Origin of the sequence: Microbacterium sp. NPDC012755 (assembly GCF_042901325.1) — a bacterium.
Classification (GTDB): Bacteria; Actinomycetota; Actinomycetes; order Actinomycetales; family Microbacteriaceae; genus Microbacterium; species Microbacterium natoriense.
Genome location: NZ_JBIBCT010000001.1, coordinates 2,415,710 through 2,429,876 on the forward strand (window position 1 = coordinate 2,415,710; position 14,167 = coordinate 2,429,876).

Annotated in this window: 15 protein-coding genes and 1 tRNA gene; 10 read left to right on the top strand and 6 right to left on the bottom strand. The window is 69.7% G+C overall.

All coding sequences use genetic code 11. The features are described from left to right. Positions 1-13: 13 nt before the first annotated feature. From ACFY5A_RS11155 to ACFY5A_RS11165, 3 genes are all read left to right on the top strand, one after another. Positions 14-1,495, top strand: a complete 1,482-nt coding sequence (locus tag ACFY5A_RS11155; RefSeq protein ID WP_387234000.1) for an NAD(P)/FAD-dependent oxidoreductase — start codon at positions 14-16, stop codon at positions 1,493-1,495. 289 nt (positions 1,496-1,784) lie between these two features. Beyond that, positions 1,785-2,645 (top strand): cation-transporting ATPase, encoded by an 861-nt coding sequence (locus tag ACFY5A_RS11160; RefSeq protein ID WP_387234003.1) that lies wholly within the window; start codon positions 1,785-1,787, stop codon positions 2,643-2,645. Between the two features lie 70 nt (positions 2,646-2,715). Continuing rightward, the gene (locus ACFY5A_RS11165; protein ID WP_387234006.1) at positions 2,716-3,444 is read left to right on the top strand and encodes a DedA family protein; all 729 of its coding nucleotides are present in this window, start codon (positions 2,716-2,718) and stop codon (positions 3,442-3,444) included. Here ACFY5A_RS11165 and ACFY5A_RS11170 read toward each other — a convergent pair. Then, positions 3,415-3,487, bottom strand: a tRNA-Leu gene (locus ACFY5A_RS11170). The genes ACFY5A_RS11165 and ACFY5A_RS11170 overlap by 30 nt on opposite strands. 85 nt (positions 3,488-3,572) lie before the next feature. On the opposite strand from ACFY5A_RS11170, the gene ACFY5A_RS11175 reads away from it, so the two are divergent. The 3 genes from ACFY5A_RS11175 (at position 3,573) to ACFY5A_RS11185 (ending at position 6,764) form a co-directional block, all read left to right on the top strand. Beyond that, a complete protein-coding gene (locus tag ACFY5A_RS11175) occupies positions 3,573-4,808 on the top strand; it encodes an alanine racemase (protein WP_387234009.1) in 1,236 nt (411 codons plus the stop codon). Further along, positions 4,805-6,118: a D-arabinono-1,4-lactone oxidase gene (locus ACFY5A_RS11180; protein WP_105672594.1), complete on the top strand. Its 1,314-nt coding sequence runs from the start codon at positions 4,805-4,807 to the stop codon at positions 6,116-6,118. The genes ACFY5A_RS11175 and ACFY5A_RS11180 overlap by 4 nt, the downstream gene beginning before the upstream one ends. A gap of 79 nt (positions 6,119-6,197) precedes the next feature. Beyond that, positions 6,198-6,764: a LemA family protein gene (locus tag ACFY5A_RS11185; protein ID WP_105672593.1), complete on the top strand. Its 567-nt coding sequence runs from the start codon at positions 6,198-6,200 to the stop codon at positions 6,762-6,764. A gap of 128 nt (positions 6,765-6,892) precedes the next feature. On the opposite strand, the gene ACFY5A_RS11190 is transcribed toward ACFY5A_RS11185, so the two are convergent. Continuing rightward, positions 6,893-7,366 (bottom strand): hypothetical protein, encoded by a 474-nt coding sequence (locus ACFY5A_RS11190; RefSeq protein ID WP_341939795.1) that lies wholly within the window; start codon positions 7,364-7,366, stop codon positions 6,893-6,895. Beyond that, a complete protein-coding gene (locus ACFY5A_RS11195; RefSeq protein ID WP_341939794.1) occupies positions 7,363-8,625 on the bottom strand; it encodes a DNA glycosylase AlkZ-like family protein in 1,263 nt (420 codons plus the stop codon). Before ACFY5A_RS11195 ends, ACFY5A_RS11190 begins: the two co-directional genes overlap by 4 nt. Positions 8,626-8,701: 76 nt before the next feature. Between ACFY5A_RS11195 and ACFY5A_RS11200 the strand changes: the two genes are divergently transcribed. Beyond that, positions 8,702-9,898 (top strand): AI-2E family transporter, encoded by a 1,197-nt coding sequence (locus tag ACFY5A_RS11200; protein ID WP_341939793.1) that lies wholly within the window; start codon positions 8,702-8,704, stop codon positions 9,896-9,898. Beyond that, the gene (gene ilvA, locus ACFY5A_RS11205) at positions 9,895-11,124 is read left to right on the top strand and encodes a threonine ammonia-lyase (protein WP_105672590.1); all 1,230 of its coding nucleotides are present in this window, start codon (positions 9,895-9,897) and stop codon (positions 11,122-11,124) included. Before ACFY5A_RS11200 ends, ilvA begins: the two co-directional genes overlap by 4 nt. A gap of 63 nt (positions 11,125-11,187) precedes the next feature. Here ilvA and greA read toward each other — a convergent pair whose 3' ends face one another. Further along, positions 11,188-11,676, bottom strand: a complete 489-nt coding sequence (greA, locus tag ACFY5A_RS11210; RefSeq protein ID WP_105672589.1) for a transcription elongation factor GreA — start codon at positions 11,674-11,676, stop codon at positions 11,188-11,190. Between the two features lie 96 nt (positions 11,677-11,772). After that, positions 11,773-12,159, bottom strand: coding sequence for a DUF4307 domain-containing protein (locus ACFY5A_RS11215; protein WP_105672588.1), 387 nt, complete (start codon positions 12,157-12,159; stop codon positions 11,773-11,775). Between the two features lie 68 nt (positions 12,160-12,227). Here ACFY5A_RS11215 and ACFY5A_RS11220 point away from each other — a divergent pair, with 68 nt between their 5' ends. Next, a complete protein-coding gene (locus ACFY5A_RS11220; RefSeq protein ID WP_223586764.1) occupies positions 12,228-12,512 on the top strand; it encodes a hypothetical protein in 285 nt (94 codons plus the stop codon). 35 nt (positions 12,513-12,547) lie between these two features. Here ACFY5A_RS11220 and ACFY5A_RS11225 read toward each other — a convergent pair whose 3' ends face one another. Then, positions 12,548-13,282, bottom strand: a complete 735-nt coding sequence (locus ACFY5A_RS11225; protein WP_105672587.1) for a hemolysin III family protein — start codon at positions 13,280-13,282, stop codon at positions 12,548-12,550. Positions 13,283-13,378: 96 nt separating this feature from the next. On the opposite strand from ACFY5A_RS11225, the gene ACFY5A_RS11230 reads away from it, so the two are divergent. After that, a complete protein-coding gene (locus ACFY5A_RS11230) occupies positions 13,379-14,158 on the top strand; it encodes an isoprenyl transferase (protein ID WP_105672586.1) in 780 nt (259 codons plus the stop codon). The last annotated feature ends 9 nt before the right edge of the window (positions 14,159-14,167 follow it).

Consider the following 14,167-nt stretch of genomic DNA (forward strand, 5'->3'; position numbering starts at 1 on the left):
TCAGAACAGCACTGTGCCCAAGATTCTGATCGTCGGCGGCGGCTACGCAGGCTTCTACACGGCGTGGAAGCTGGAGAAGCACCTTCGCAAGGGCGAAGCCGACGTGACCATGGTCGACCCGCTGCCGTACATGACGTACCAGCCGTTCCTCCCCGAGGTCGCCGCGGGCTCGATCGAGGCACGCCACTCGGTCGTGGCTCACCGTCGTCACCTGAAGCGCACGAACGTCCTCACCGCCAAGGTGACGAACATCGACCACGCCAACAAGGTCGCCACGATCACCCCGCCGCTCGGCGAGCCGTACGAGTTCGCGTACGACCAGATCGTCGTCACCGCTGGCGCCGTGTCGCGCACGTTCCCGATCCCCGGCATCGCCGACAACGCGATCGGCCTCAAGACGATCGAAGAGGCCGTCGCGATCCGCGACCGCGTGATGTCCAACTTCGACAAGGCCGCGTCGCTGCCCGCAGGGCCCGAGCGCGACCGTCTCCTCACGGTCGTCGTCGTCGGCGGCGGCTTCGCCGGCATCGAGGTGTTCGCAGAGCTCCGTTCGCTGGCCTCGTCCCTGGTGGGCAAGTACCCGCAGCTGAGCTTCGACGACACGCACTTCCACCTCATCGAGGCGATGGGCCGCATCATGCCCGAGGTCTCGCTGCAGACGAGCGAGTGGGTGCTCAAGGACCTCGCCAAGCGCGGTGCCAACGTGCACCTCGACACGCAGCTCACGAGCGCGGTCGACGGCAACGTCGAGCTCTCGACGGGCGAGGTCATCCCGACCGACGTCATCGTCTGGACCGCCGGCGTCATGGCCAACCCGACCGTCGTGCGCGGCGGAGACCTTCCGGTCGAGGAGCGCGGTCGCATCCAGACCCGCGCCGATCTGCGCGTCGGAACCCCGGAGGCCTTCGTCGAAGGCGCCTGGGCCGCCGGTGACGTCTCGGCCGTTCCCGACCTGTCCGGTGGCGGCGTCGGCGGCTTCTGCGTGCCGAACGCCCAGCACGCCGTGCGCCAGGCCAAGCTCCTCGCGAAGAACCTCGTCGCCGTGCTGCGCGGAGAGGACCCGAAGGAGTACTTCCACAAGAACCTGGGCGCCGTCGCCGGCCTCGGTCTCTACAACGGCGTGTTCCAGTCCGGCAAGCTCGCCCTCAAGGGCTTCGTGGCGTGGGTCGCGCACCGCGGCTACCACGGTCTCGCGATGCCCACGTGGGAGCGCAAGTGGCGAGTCCTCTGGGGCTGGTGGAACAACCTGTGGCTGGGTCGTGACCTCGTGAACCTCGAGACGGTCCAGAACCCGCGCTACGTCTTCGAAGAGTTCGCCGCTCGTCCGCGTCCGGCGGCCGATGCAGCCGCTCCGGCGGCCGCGAAGACCGCGCCCACCGCCAAGGCATCCGCAGCCGACAAGGCCGCTGCAGACAAGGCCGAGGTCGCCGAGAAGGCTCCGGCGAAGAAGGCCGCTGCGAAGAAGCCCGCCGCCGAGAAGGTCGCCGCCAAGTAGTCCGCCTCGTCTCGCGCGAAAGGCCCTTCCCGCTCGGGGAGGGCCTTTCGCGTTCCCTCGTGGCTCGGAGGAGAGGCATAGCTCCGCCGGATAGTCTCGGGCGAGCAAGGGGAGTACTCCCGTCTGCGGCGCAGTCGTCACTACGGACATGTCATCGTGTCCCGGCCCGCCGGCCCGTGAGGGTGGAGGAGACCTTGGCGTCCGCCTGGCGGACCGCCGTGGTGCCCCCTGCCGTCGTCCCGACGTGGTGGTCCCCGCCGGTCCGCTTCGCTCCACGAAGGGATCACCCATGGGAAAGCTCTCCCGTCTCCTCGGCCTGGCCACGGAGGCCCTCGACAAGACCACCGGTTCGACACGCGGTGAACACGGCGGTGCGTCCCGCTCGACCGAGTGGGGCGACCTGGGGCGTCGGGCCGCCGACGTCGTGCGGGGGTCGTCCGAGCCCTCCTCCCATCGGCCCGCACCCCAGGAGGCGCGTCCAGCGTCCGCCGACCGGTACTCGCCCCCGCCGGCCGGTGCGCCGACGACCTCCGGACCGGCGAGCTCAGCGTCGCCGGTCTCCGAGTCGGATCGAGCGGCGATCGCCCGCTACGACTACCTTCTCCGCACGGCCGACCCCGAGCAGGTCGAGAGGATCCACCGCGACGCCTTCGCGCGGCTGACCCCGCAGCAGCGCGAGCACGTCGCCGCGCGGATGCGCGAGGAGCTCCCGCCGGGCGAGCGTCCGCGCTCTTCCTCGTCGGAGGATCTGTCGCGCGCCGCCGGCCGTGCAGAGGCCATGAACCCCGGCCGCATGCGCGGGCTCCTCTCGCGTGTCCGCGGTGGGGGCGCCGGGGGCGCGGCGCTCGCGGGAGGCGCCGCGGTCGGCGTGCTCGGGGTGGTCGCCGGTGGCGCCGTGCTCAGCACCGTCGCCGCTCCGCTCCTGGACCAGGCCGCGGGCTTCGGCGTCGACTTCGAGTCGCTCGCCGCCGGTCTGGACGTCGAGGCGCTCGCCGGCGGGTTCGATGTCGAGTCGCTCACGGGCGGCGCGGAGGACCTCGCAGGCTCGGTCGGAGACACGGTGTCCGGTCTCGGCGAGACGGCCTCGGGATGGGGAGAGCAGCTGGGGAACCTCGGCATCCCGGGTATCGGCGACCTGTTCGGCAGATGAACGCCCGAAAGGATGACTCAGCCGAGCCTTCTCCGATATCCGCACAGCCCCTGACAGAGACGAGCCCTTGATGAGCCCCGCCGCTGCCGTCGCGACAGCCGCCGAACACGGTTTCACCGGACTGACCGGTTTCGCCGCCGATGTCCTCACCGCCCTCGGCGACGTCGGGGTGGGGGTGCTGGTGTTCATGGAGGTGCTGATCCCTCCCATCCCGAGCGAGGTGATCCTGCCGTTCGCGGGATACCTGAGCCAGAGCGGCGAGCTGCACCTCGGCTGGCTCATCTTCTGGAGCACGCTCGCGTCGTGGATCGGCGCTCTGCTGCTCTACGGACTCGGACGCGCCATCGGGATGGAGCGCGCCGTGCGATTCCTCGCGGCGACGCGACTGGTCAGCAGATCCGACCTCGACCGCGGCGTGCACTGGTTCGCGCGCAGCGGCGGGTGGACGGTCCTGGTCGGCCGGATGGTCCCCGGCATCCGGAGCCTGATCTCGATACCGGCCGGTGCCTCGCGCATGGGGCTGGTGCGCTTCAGCGTGTACACGATCGTCGGCAGCGGCCTCTGGAATGCGATGCTCATCGGCGTCGGAGCCGCCCTCGGCACGCAGCACGAGAAGCTCGAGAGCTACCTCGGATACCTCGACTACGTCGTGTACGCCGCGATCGCCGTGGCGTTCGTCGTGCTGGTCCTCCGCAGGGTCCGGGAGTCGAGAGCCCAGGCTACAGCACTCGCCGATGCTGCCGTGCTCGACGCCGCGGGGGAGCGAGAGTACCCCCGGTCGGACTCGAACCGACACTGAAGCGATTTTAAGTCGCCTGCCTCTGCCATTGGGCTACGGGGGCCCGTCGCCAGCCTACAAGCGCGACCGGGGTGCGACCGGGTTCCCGATTCTGTGAATCCGAGTCCGAGAAGCCGTAGGGTGGGGGAGTGCTCGACCTCACCGAAGAACTGAGCCCCACACCGGTCGCGCCCGAGTGGGAGGAACCCGCCCGATACTGGCCACGGCTCTCCGCGGCCACCGGACATCTGCCGGCGCCCGTCGCCGTGATCGACCGAGAGGCGCTGCGCCACAACGCGCTCGATCTCCTCGTGCGCTCGGGTGGTCTGCCGATCCGCGTCGCCTCCAAGTCGGTGCGCGTGCGCGCGGTTCTCGACGCGGTGCTGGCGCTTCCGGGGTTCCACGGGATCCTGGCGTTCACACTGCCGGAGGCCCTCTGGCTCGCCGACACGCACGACGACATCGTGCTCGGCTATCCGACCGTCGACCGCGCGGCGCTGCAGCGACTGTTCGCCGACGAGCAGGCCGCCGCGCGCATCACCCTCATGATCGATGACCCGGTGCACCTCGATGTCATCGACAGCGTCGCAGGACCCGGGAACCGTCCGGAGATCAGGGTCGCGATCGACGTCGACGCCTCGCTGCGCTCACCGCTGCTCGGGCACATCGGCGTGCGCCGCTCCGGACTGTTCACCGCCGGCGAGGTCGCCGCGTTCGCTCGCAAGGTCGTCGCCCGTCCGGGCTTCCGGCTGGTGGGGCTGCAGATGTACGACGCTCAGATCGCCGGTCAGGGAGACGCCGCAGGGCCGGATGCTCCGCTCATCCGCGCGGTGCAGGCGCGGTCCCGATCGGAGCTCCGCGAGCGCAGGGCGGAGATCGTCGCCGCGACCGCTCCCATCACGCCGCTCGAGTTCCTCAACGGCGGCGGCACCGGCTCGCTGGAGTTCACGGGCAGCGACGAGTCGCTCACGGAGGCGAGTGCGGGCAGCGGTCTGCTCGGCGGGCACCTGTTCGACGGCTACCGCTCCTTCCGCCCCGCCCCGGCGGCAGCCTTCGCCTTCGACGTGGTGCGCAGGCCGACCGCCGACATCGCGACGGTGCTGGGCGGCGGATGGATCGCCTCCGGGCCGCCCGTGGCGTCTCGCCAGCCGCTTCCCGTCTGGCCGGAAGGTCTGCGCATGATGCCGCGCGAGGCCGCGGGAGAGGTGCAGACACCGCTGCAGGGGAGAGCGGCGACGACTCTCGGCGTCGGCGACCGCGTCTGGTTCCGCCACTCCAAGAGCGGAGAAGCCGCGGAGCGCATCGACGCGTACCACCTCGTCTCCGGCGACGAGATCATCGACGAGCTGCCCACGTACCGGGGTGAGGGAAAGGCGTTCCTGTGACGAGAATCGGCGGCACCTGGCAGAACTGGGCGCGCTCGGCATCCGTGAAGCCCCTCAGAGTGGAGCGTCCGCGCTCTCCCGAGGGAGTGCAGCGCGCGGTGACCGCTGCGGTCTCGCAGGGCCTGACGGTGAAGGCGGTGGGGGCAGGACACAGCTTCACCGGCATCGCCGTCGCTCCCGGCGTGCTGCTGGAGCTCGACGACCTGCAGGGACTGGTGTCGGCGGATGCCGCGACCGGTCGGGTGACGCTGCTCGCGGGCACCAGACTGCACCGGATTCCCGCGCTGCTCGCGCCCTACGGACTCGCGATGCAGAACCTGGGGGACATCGACCGGCAGTCGATCTCCGGAGCCATCTCGACCGGCACCCATGGAACCGGCGTCGGATACGGCGGACTCGCCACCCAGGTGGTCGGCGTCACGATGATCACCGCCGCCGGAGAGTTCCTCCGCATCGACGAGCAGCAGAACGCCGAGATGCTCCCCGCCGTGGCCCTCGGGCTCGGCGCACTCGGCATCCTCGTCGAGGTCACTCTGCAGTGCGTGCCCGCGTTCGTCATGACCGCGATCGACGAGCCGGCTCCGCTGGACGACGTGCTCGCCACGATCGACGAGCGCGCCGCCTCATCCGATCACTTCGAGTTCTACTGGTTCCCCCACACGGACGTCGCCCTCACCAAGAGGCAGACGCGGCTTCCCGAGTCGACGCGCCGTGAGCCGCTCCCTCCCGTCGGGCGGTGGATCGACGAGACCCTGCTCTCCAACGGCGTGTATCGCGTGGTCTGCGCGGCCGGTCAGGCCGTGCCCTCGATCACGCCGCCGTTCAGCAGGCTCGCGGTGAAGCTCACGGGCGACCGCACGTACACCGATCTCTCGCACCGCGTGCTCACGCAGAGCCGCACGGTGCGCTTCCGCGAGATGGAGTACGCGCTGCCGGTCGAGAACGTCGTTCCGGCCTTCCGCGCCGTGCAGGAGCTGATCCGGGAGCGCGGATGGCGGATCGAGTTCCCCATCGAGGTGCGCTTCGCTCAGGAGGACGACCGCTGGCTGTCGACCGCCCACGGACGCGCGTCCGGCTACATCGCCGTGCACCGCTACTGGCGCGCCGACCCGACGCCGTACTTCGAGGCGGTCGAGCAGATCATGGTCGAGTACGGAGGGCGTCCGCACTGGGGCAAGCTGCACACGCGCACCGCGGATCAGCTGCGCGAGAGCTACCCGCGATTCGACGACTTCACGGCCCTGCGTGACCGACTCGACCCCGAGCGGCGCTTCGCCAACCGCTACCTCGACCGCGTGCTCGGCGCCTGACCCCACCGCGCGGCGTACCCAGTCGACGCGCAGAGAGCGTCGATAGGATGGGGACAAAACGAGGAAGGGTGGGGCTCTGATGGAATGGCTCGTGCCGGTACTGATCATCGTCGGTCTGGTTCTGCTCATCGGAATCTATCTCTGGGCGACGTACAACTCGCTGGTGCAGCTCAACGTCCGCGTCGATGAGGCATGGAGCGGCATCACGGTGCAGCTCAAGAGACGCGCGGATCTCATCCCCAACCTCATCGAGACCGTCAAGGGCTACGCGTCTCACGAGAAGGCCGTCTTCGAGAACGTCACCCGTGCGCGTGCGGAGACGCTGTCGGCGGGCGGGCCGGGCGAAGCCGGCATCGCCGAGGGCCACCTGCAGCAGGCGCTGCGCAGCCTGTTCGCGGTCGCCGAGGCGTACCCGCAGCTGCAGGCCAGCCAGAACTTCCTCCAGGTGCAGCAGTCGCTCGTCGACACGGAAGACAAGATCCAGGCCGCGCGACGCTTCTACAACGGCGGGGTGCGCGAGCTGAACACCAAGATCAAGGTGTTCCCGAACAACCTCTTCGCCAAGGGGCTCGGCTTCACCGAGCGCGAGTTCTTCGAGGTGGCCGACAGCGGAGCGATCTCCGAGCCTCCGCGCGTGCAGTTCTGACGCCTCGCTGGGATCTGACGTCTCACCAGACTGTGGTGCTTCACGGGGCCTTGGCGCCTCACGGCGCGGTGTCGTCCCGCCGGATCTGACGGCTCACCAGACTGCGGTGCCGTGCGGCATCCGACGTCTCACCACACGGAGAGGTCGACCGCGCTGTCGGTGACCTTCGCGTCGCCGCGCACCGCCCAGTCGTCTGTGCGATAGGTCTCGGTGCGCGCGGCACCGTCCTGCCCGGTTCCGCTGACCGTCGCGACGAGCGCTCCGCCGCTCGCCGTGAAGGAGTCTCCGTCCAGCACCAGCGACGGCAGCTTCTCGACGCGATAGCGGATGCTGCTCACCGTGGAGAACTCGGTGCCCCAGGGGATGCGGATGCCGCAGTGCTCCGGTGGTTCGCTCGCCGTGCTGTCGGCGCACGCCGTGAGCAGGTCGTCGAGCGCGGCCTGGGCCCGCTCGGCGGCAGGGGCGGCCGTGGTCGCCACGGGGCTCGGGGTGGGTCGAGCCGCGGGCGGAGCGCTCGCCGCCAGCCAGATCCACGCCGCGGCGGCCGCGGTCACCAGGACCGCGACGACGGCGCCGATGATCCACCCCGCCCGTCTGCTCACGCAGCGCTCTCCCTGGCGTGCACGTGGCGCGTCACCGAGGCGTCACCTCTCGCATCGAGCTCCCTGTGCAGGGCGTCGGCGGCCGTTCCCCAGCCCGACACCGACACGTGCTCCAAGCCCTGCCATGAGGCCGCGAGGGCGAGCTCGGCCGCGATGCGCTCCGCGTCTTCCGCTGGCCGGGCCTGCGGCTCCCACCAGGCCGACTGCACCTGCAGCGTCGAGGCGGCGCGATCGGCCTTGAGATCGACGCGAGCGACGATCCTGTCTCCGACGAGCACGGGCAGGGAGTAGTACCCGAAGCGTCGTTTCTCGGCCGGTACGTAGATCTCGATCCGGTAGTCGAGGTCGAACGCCCGCAGAGCCCTGTCCCGGAACCATACGACCGGGTCGAACGGCGTCAGCAGCGCCGCGGCATCCACCTTCCGCGGCAGGACGGCGTCGGCATGGCGCCACGCGGGGAGCGGGCGCCCCTGCCGCTCCCACCCCTTCACGTGCACGGGCACCAGCTCACCGGCATCCGTCAGGTCGGCGATCGCGGTGCTGATCGCGGACCGATCACGGATGCGGTAGTAGTCGGCGAGGTCGGACGCCGTCGCGATTCCGGAGGAGCGGGCGGCGCGACGCGTGAGCTCGCGGATCGCGTCGGGCACCGCGATCTCCTGCGACAGGATGCCCGCTGGCACGACCTGCTCGGCCAGCGCGTAGGTGCGCTCGAAGCCCTTGCGACCGCTGATGGCGACGTCGCCGGTGCGCCAGAGGTGCTCGAGGGCGAGCTTCACCTCGTCCCAGTCCCACCAGGTGCCGCGTTCGCGCGGAGCGTCGGCCCTGATGTCGGCCGGCCGCAGCGGACCGCGTGCCCGCAGCTCGTCCTGCACCCACGCGAGCGTGCGGGCATTGCCGGCGGCCCAGGAATCGGGGTTCGAGAGCCGCTTCCGGAAGTACTCGCGGCGGAAGCGCCACAGCGGCCAGTCCTCGATCGGCATGAAGGTCGCCTCGTGAGCGAGGTACTCGACGTAGTGGGTCGTGCGAGAAAGGAAGACCCGATCGAGCAGCGCCGGATCGTACGCCCCGAGTCGAGAGAACAGCGGCATGTAGTGCGACCGTGCGAACACGTTGACCGAGTCGATCTGCAGCACGCCGAGCCGCCCCATGACGGTATGCAGGTGGCGGGCGGAGACGGATGCGGGGCGCGAGCGCGTGAAGCCCTGCGCGGCGAGAGCGATCCGTCTGGCCTGGGCGGCGCTGAGGGTGTCTGTCACGTCGCCAGCGTAACGCCGGCTGCCGACACCGGCCGCTCCGGCGTTCGCCGACGCCTGATCCCCGTAGACTTGGGCGATGAGTGAAGAGCAGCGTCCGAGGCTGAGGGATCTCTTCCGCCCGCGCCCGGTCTCGACCGACCGCACCGTCATCACAGAGGCCGACGAGGCCGTTCCGATCGGGTTGCGCATCACGGCGGGCTTCGCCTGGCGCATTCTGCTGATCGCGGCCGTGGTCGCCGGGTTCATCTGGATCGTCATCCAGCTGAAGCTCCTGGTGATCCCGCTCATGGTCGGCATCCTCGTCACCGCCCTGCTCTGGCCGGCTTTCGAATGGATGCTGCGTAAGGGATTCCCCCGCTGGGCGGCGGTGGCCACCTCGCTCGTGGGCACTCTCGGCATCGTCGCGGCCCTCATCACGCTGGTGGTCTGGCAGATCCGCACCCAGCTTCAGGACGTGCAGGATCGCAGCGCCCAGGCGGTCGACGATCTCCAGAAGTTCCTGATGGGCGATCCGCTGAACCTCACCCAGAAGCAGATCGACGGCTATCTCGATCAGGCCCGGGGCTTCTTCAACGACCAGGCCGATCTGCTGCTCAACGGCGCACTCACGGTCGGCACGACCGCCGCGCACGTCGTCACCGGCGCCGTGCTGGCGTTGTTCATCCTGATCTGCCTGCTCGCCGACGGCGGGGGCATCTGGAAGTGGACGCTGCGGCTCTTCCCGCGAGCCGCTCGCCCCGCCGCGGACGGCGCCGCCCGCAACGGGTGGGCGACGATCGTCAACTACGCCCGCACGCAGCTCTTCGTCGCCGCCATCGACGCCGTGGGCATCGGGCTCGGAGCGCTGCTGCTCGGCGTCCCGCTCGCGATCCCCGTCGCCGTGCTGGTGTTCCTCGGCTCGTTCGTGCCGATCGTCGGAGCGGTCGTCACGGGTGCGATCGCCGTCCTGCTCGCCCTCGTCTACAACGGACCGTGGATCGCCCTGGCGATGCTCGGCGTCGTGCTCCTCGTCCAGCAGGTCGAGGGCCACATCCTGCAGCCGATCATGATGGGCTCCGCGGTGAAGGTGCACCCGCTCGCGGTCGTGCTCGTCGTCGCCGGCGGGTCGATGATCGGCGGCATCCCCGGGGCGCTGTTCGCGGTTCCCCTCGCGGCGTTCGTCAACGTCGCGGCCGTCACCGTCAGCACCGGGTCCTGGCGCACCGGCGCCCAGCCCGATGCGGACCTTATCTGGAGTACAGTCCCGCGGCAGCGGAGAAGGAGCAATCGATGAGCGCAGTCCCCAGCCTGACCGAGTTCGAGCACGCGGCTCAGAGCCTGGCTGAGGTGATTTCGCACACGCCGACGCTGCCGTCCCGTGCGCTGTCGGACATTCTGGGCGCGCCCGTGCTGCTGAAGATGGAGAACCTGCAGCGCACCGGATCCTTCAAGATCCGCGGGGCCGCCTACCGGCTGTCGCGGCTGAGTCCTGAGGAGCGCGCACGCGGCGTCGTGGCGGCATCCGCCGGCAATCACGCCCAGGGTGTCGCTCTGGCCGCGCAGTCGCTCGGCATCCCCGCCACGATCTTCATGCCCCTGGGCGTTCCCGTCCCCAAGCTGCTCGCGACCAGGGGCTACGGCGCCGACGTCGTGCTGGAGGGGGAGACGGTCGCGACCTCGCTCCGTCTTGCGGCGGAGTTCGCCGAACGCACCGGCGCCGTGCTGATCCACCCCTTCGACCACCGTGACATCGTGATCGGCCAGGGCACGCTCGGACTCGAGCTCCTCGAAGACGCTCCCGAGGTCGACACCATCCTCCTCGGCATCGGCGGGGGCGGCCTGATCGCCGGCGTCGCCGCCGCGGTCAAGGCCCGTGCCGCCGAGCTCGGACGCACGGTGCGCATCATCGGCGTCCAGGCCGAGAACGCGGCCGCGATCCCGCCGTCGCTCGTGGCCGGACACCCCGTCGACATCGAGACACGGCCCACGATCGCCGACGGCATCCTCGTGGCGCGCCCAGGGGCGATCCCGTTCGACATCATCAAAGACCTCGTCGACGAGGTGGTGACCGTCACGGATGACGACCTGGCGCGTGCGATCCTCGTGCTGCTCGAGCAGGCGAAGGTCGTCGCGGAGCCCGCCGGAGCCGCAGGAGTGGCGGCGATCCTCGCCGGCAAGGTCACGGCGACCGGCACGACCATGGCGGTGATCTCCGGGGGCAACATCGATCCGCTGCTGCTGCAGCGCGTCGTGTCGCACGGGCTCGCGGCATCCGGTCGGTACCTCACCATCCGCATTCCTCTGCCCGACCGGCCCGGTCAGCTCGCCCGCGTGTCGGAGCTCATCGCCGAGGCCGGAGCCAACGTCATCGAGGCGATGCACACCCGGCATGGGCACGGCCTGCAGATCAGCGAGGTGTTCCTCGAGCTCAGCGTCGAGACGCGTGGCGCGGAGCACTCTGAGCACACGCTCGACACGCTGCGCCGTGCGGGCTTCGAGCCCATCGTCGTCCCCGACTGAGCGCATCACACGAAGAAGCCCCGTCCGTGAGGACGGGGCTTCTTCGTGTGATGCGGGACGCGATCAGCCCGTGTAGGTCTCGACGTCCACGATCTCGACCGAGATCGAGCGGCCGTTCGGAGCCTCGTACGACGACTTCTCGCCGACCTTGAGGCCGAGGATCGCCTGTCCGAGGGGGCTCGCCTCGCTGTACACGTCGAGGTCGCTGCCCACCGCGATCTCGCGGCTGCCGAGGAGGAAGACCTCCTCGCCGCCGGCGACGATCGCGGTGACGACGGTGCCCGGCTCGACGATGCCGCGGCTCGCGGGAGCCTCGCCGACCTTCGCGGTCTTGAGGAGGCTCTCCAGCGTGCGGATGCGCGCCTCCTGCTTGCCCTGCTCGTCCTTGGCGGCGTGGTATCCGCCGTTCTCCTTGAGGTCGCCCTCTTCGCGTGCGGCCTCGATGCGCTTGGCGATCTCGTCGCGGCCGGTGGTGGACAGGTGCTCCAGCTCAGCGACGAGCCGGTCGTATGCTTCCTGCGTGAGGAAGGGAACCTGAGCATCGGTAGACATGACGAAGCTCCTTCGTTCGGTATCCCGGCCGCACCTGCGGGGGATATGCCAAGACGCCCCGGCACGGTGCCAGGGCGTCGTCTGTCTGCGTCGAGTCTAGGCGACCCAGCAGGTGTTCACCAAACCTGTGGTGGCCTTCGACACGGTCGGCACCGTGGCGGACAGCGCCTGGGAATGGTCGTCCCCTGCGGGGATCTCGACGACCTTCCAGCCCACGACGCCGAACTCCTCGTCGAGCGCCTCGACGATGCACGTGACGGCCTTCCCCTGCACTCCGGTGAGCTGGAACCGCACATTCACGCTGTGCTGGTCGACGAGGTCGAAGCCGAGATCGTCGGCATCCACCGACTGCATCTCGCGCACAGCGGTCATCCATCCGAACGCGCCGATCGCGACGACGGCGACGACGATCGCGATGATCCACGGCATCCGCTTCCTGCGGGTGCGGCCATAGCGTTCGTCGAGCTCTTGTGCGGTCGTCACGGGTGGGGTCTTCCGGTCGTTAGGCTGGTGGTTCCAGGTTATGCGACCTGCGCATGAAAGGCCGACACATGCTCGCTCTGACCGACACCCCGATGCCGACGCCCACGATGACGGTGAAGCCGGAGTTGGTCACCCCCGGCTTCGTCGGCTTCGCCGCGGTCGTGATCATCCTCATCGCGGTGATCCTGCTCATCCTCGACATGAACCGCCGCATCCGGCGCGTGCGGTACCGCGAGGAGGTCAGGGAGGAGCTGGATGCCGAAGAGGCCGCGCTCGCGGCCGACAGAGCCACCGAGACCGACGCCGACCTCCCGATCGTCGACGAGGGCGATGACGATCCGCTGAGGCGCTGAGGCGCTGAGGCACTGAGGGCGGCCCCTCCGGGCGATCAGCCCGGGATACCCAGCGAGGGGCTCAGCGGAGCAAGCGCGATGAGCAGGCACGCCGCCCAGTGACACAGGAACGCGAGCACCGTGCACACGTGGAAGATCTCGTGGAAGCCGAAGCGCCCCGGCCACGGGTTGGGCTTCTTCATCGCGTAGATGACCGCGCCGACCGTGTAGAGCAGTCCACCGACGATCACCAGCACCACCATCGCGACATTCGCGCGGAACAGATCGCCCATGTACATCACCGCGGCCCAGCCCAGCGCCAGGTAGAGAGCCACATAGAGCCAGCGGGGGGCATTGAGCCAGAACACCCGGAACAGGATGACGAGCAGTGCGCCGCTCCACACGAACACGAGCAGCAGCGTGCCCTTCTCCGGGGGGAGTGCGAGCACGGCGAGCGGAGTGTAGGTTCCGGAGATCAGCAGCACGATGTTCACGTGATCGATGCGCTTGAGGATGACCTTGACGGCGGGGCGCCAGTTGAAGCGGTGGTACAGCGCCGAGTTGCCGAACAGCAGCAGCGAGGTCGCCATGAACACCGCGGATGCCCACTTGCCGGGAGTTCCGACCGTGAGCGCGATGAGGACGATGCCCGCGACGATCGCGATCGGGAAGATGCCGGCGTGGATCCAGCCGCGCCAGGTCGGCTTGATCTCGACCGCGGCGTCCTTCGCCGCCGCGTCGAGGAGCGGCAGCTGCGGGACGTCGGGAAGCGAGGGCTCGGGTGTGCTCACGTGCTCACTCTAGGCCGGGCCGCATGCCGTGAGGCGTACATATCCACAGCTTCCGCTCCGGCTCAGGGCCCTCCGGCGCGGTAGCGTAGGGGAGTGATGTCACGGGAGAGTCAGGGGCGAGGTCCGCTGTACCGGCTCTACACCAGCCGACTGCGCCGCCACCTGAACCGCGCGTCCATGCCGCACCACGTCGCCATGATGATCGACGGCAACCGTCGGTGGGCGAGACAGCTGGGCTACACGACGCCGGCGGAGGGCCACCGCGCCGGCGCCGCCAAGATGCGGGAGTTCCTCGGCTGGTGCGATGAGCTCGGCATCCGGGTGGTCTCGCTGTACCTCCTCTCGAGCGACAACCTCCGCAAGCGCGACTCCGCGGAGCTCGCCGACCTGATCGAGATCATCGCGGAGCTCGCCGAGGCCCTCTCCCGCGAGGGCAATTGGCGGGTCAAGCACGTCGGGCGCTCCGACATCCTCCCGAAGGAGCTCGCGCGGGTGCTGGCGGATGCCGAGGAGCGCACGCGCGATCACACCGGACTCCATGTGAACCTCGCGGTCGGCTACGGCGGACGCAACGAGATCGTCGACGCCGTGCGCAGCATCCTGGTGAAGCACGAGGCCTCCGGCGGGACGATGGAGGACCTCGCGGCCCATCTCACCCCCGAGATGATCGGCGAGCACCTGTACACGGGCGGCCAGCCCGACCCCGACCTCGTGATCCGCACGAGCGGTGAGCAGCGGCTGAGCGACTTCCTGCTCTGGCAGAGCGCGCACAGCGAGTTCTACTTCGTGGAGGCTCTCGGCCCTGACCTGCGCCAGGTCGACTTCCTCCGCGCGATCCGCGACTACGCCGATCGCGACCGCCGCTTCGGCCGCTGAGCCGGCGTG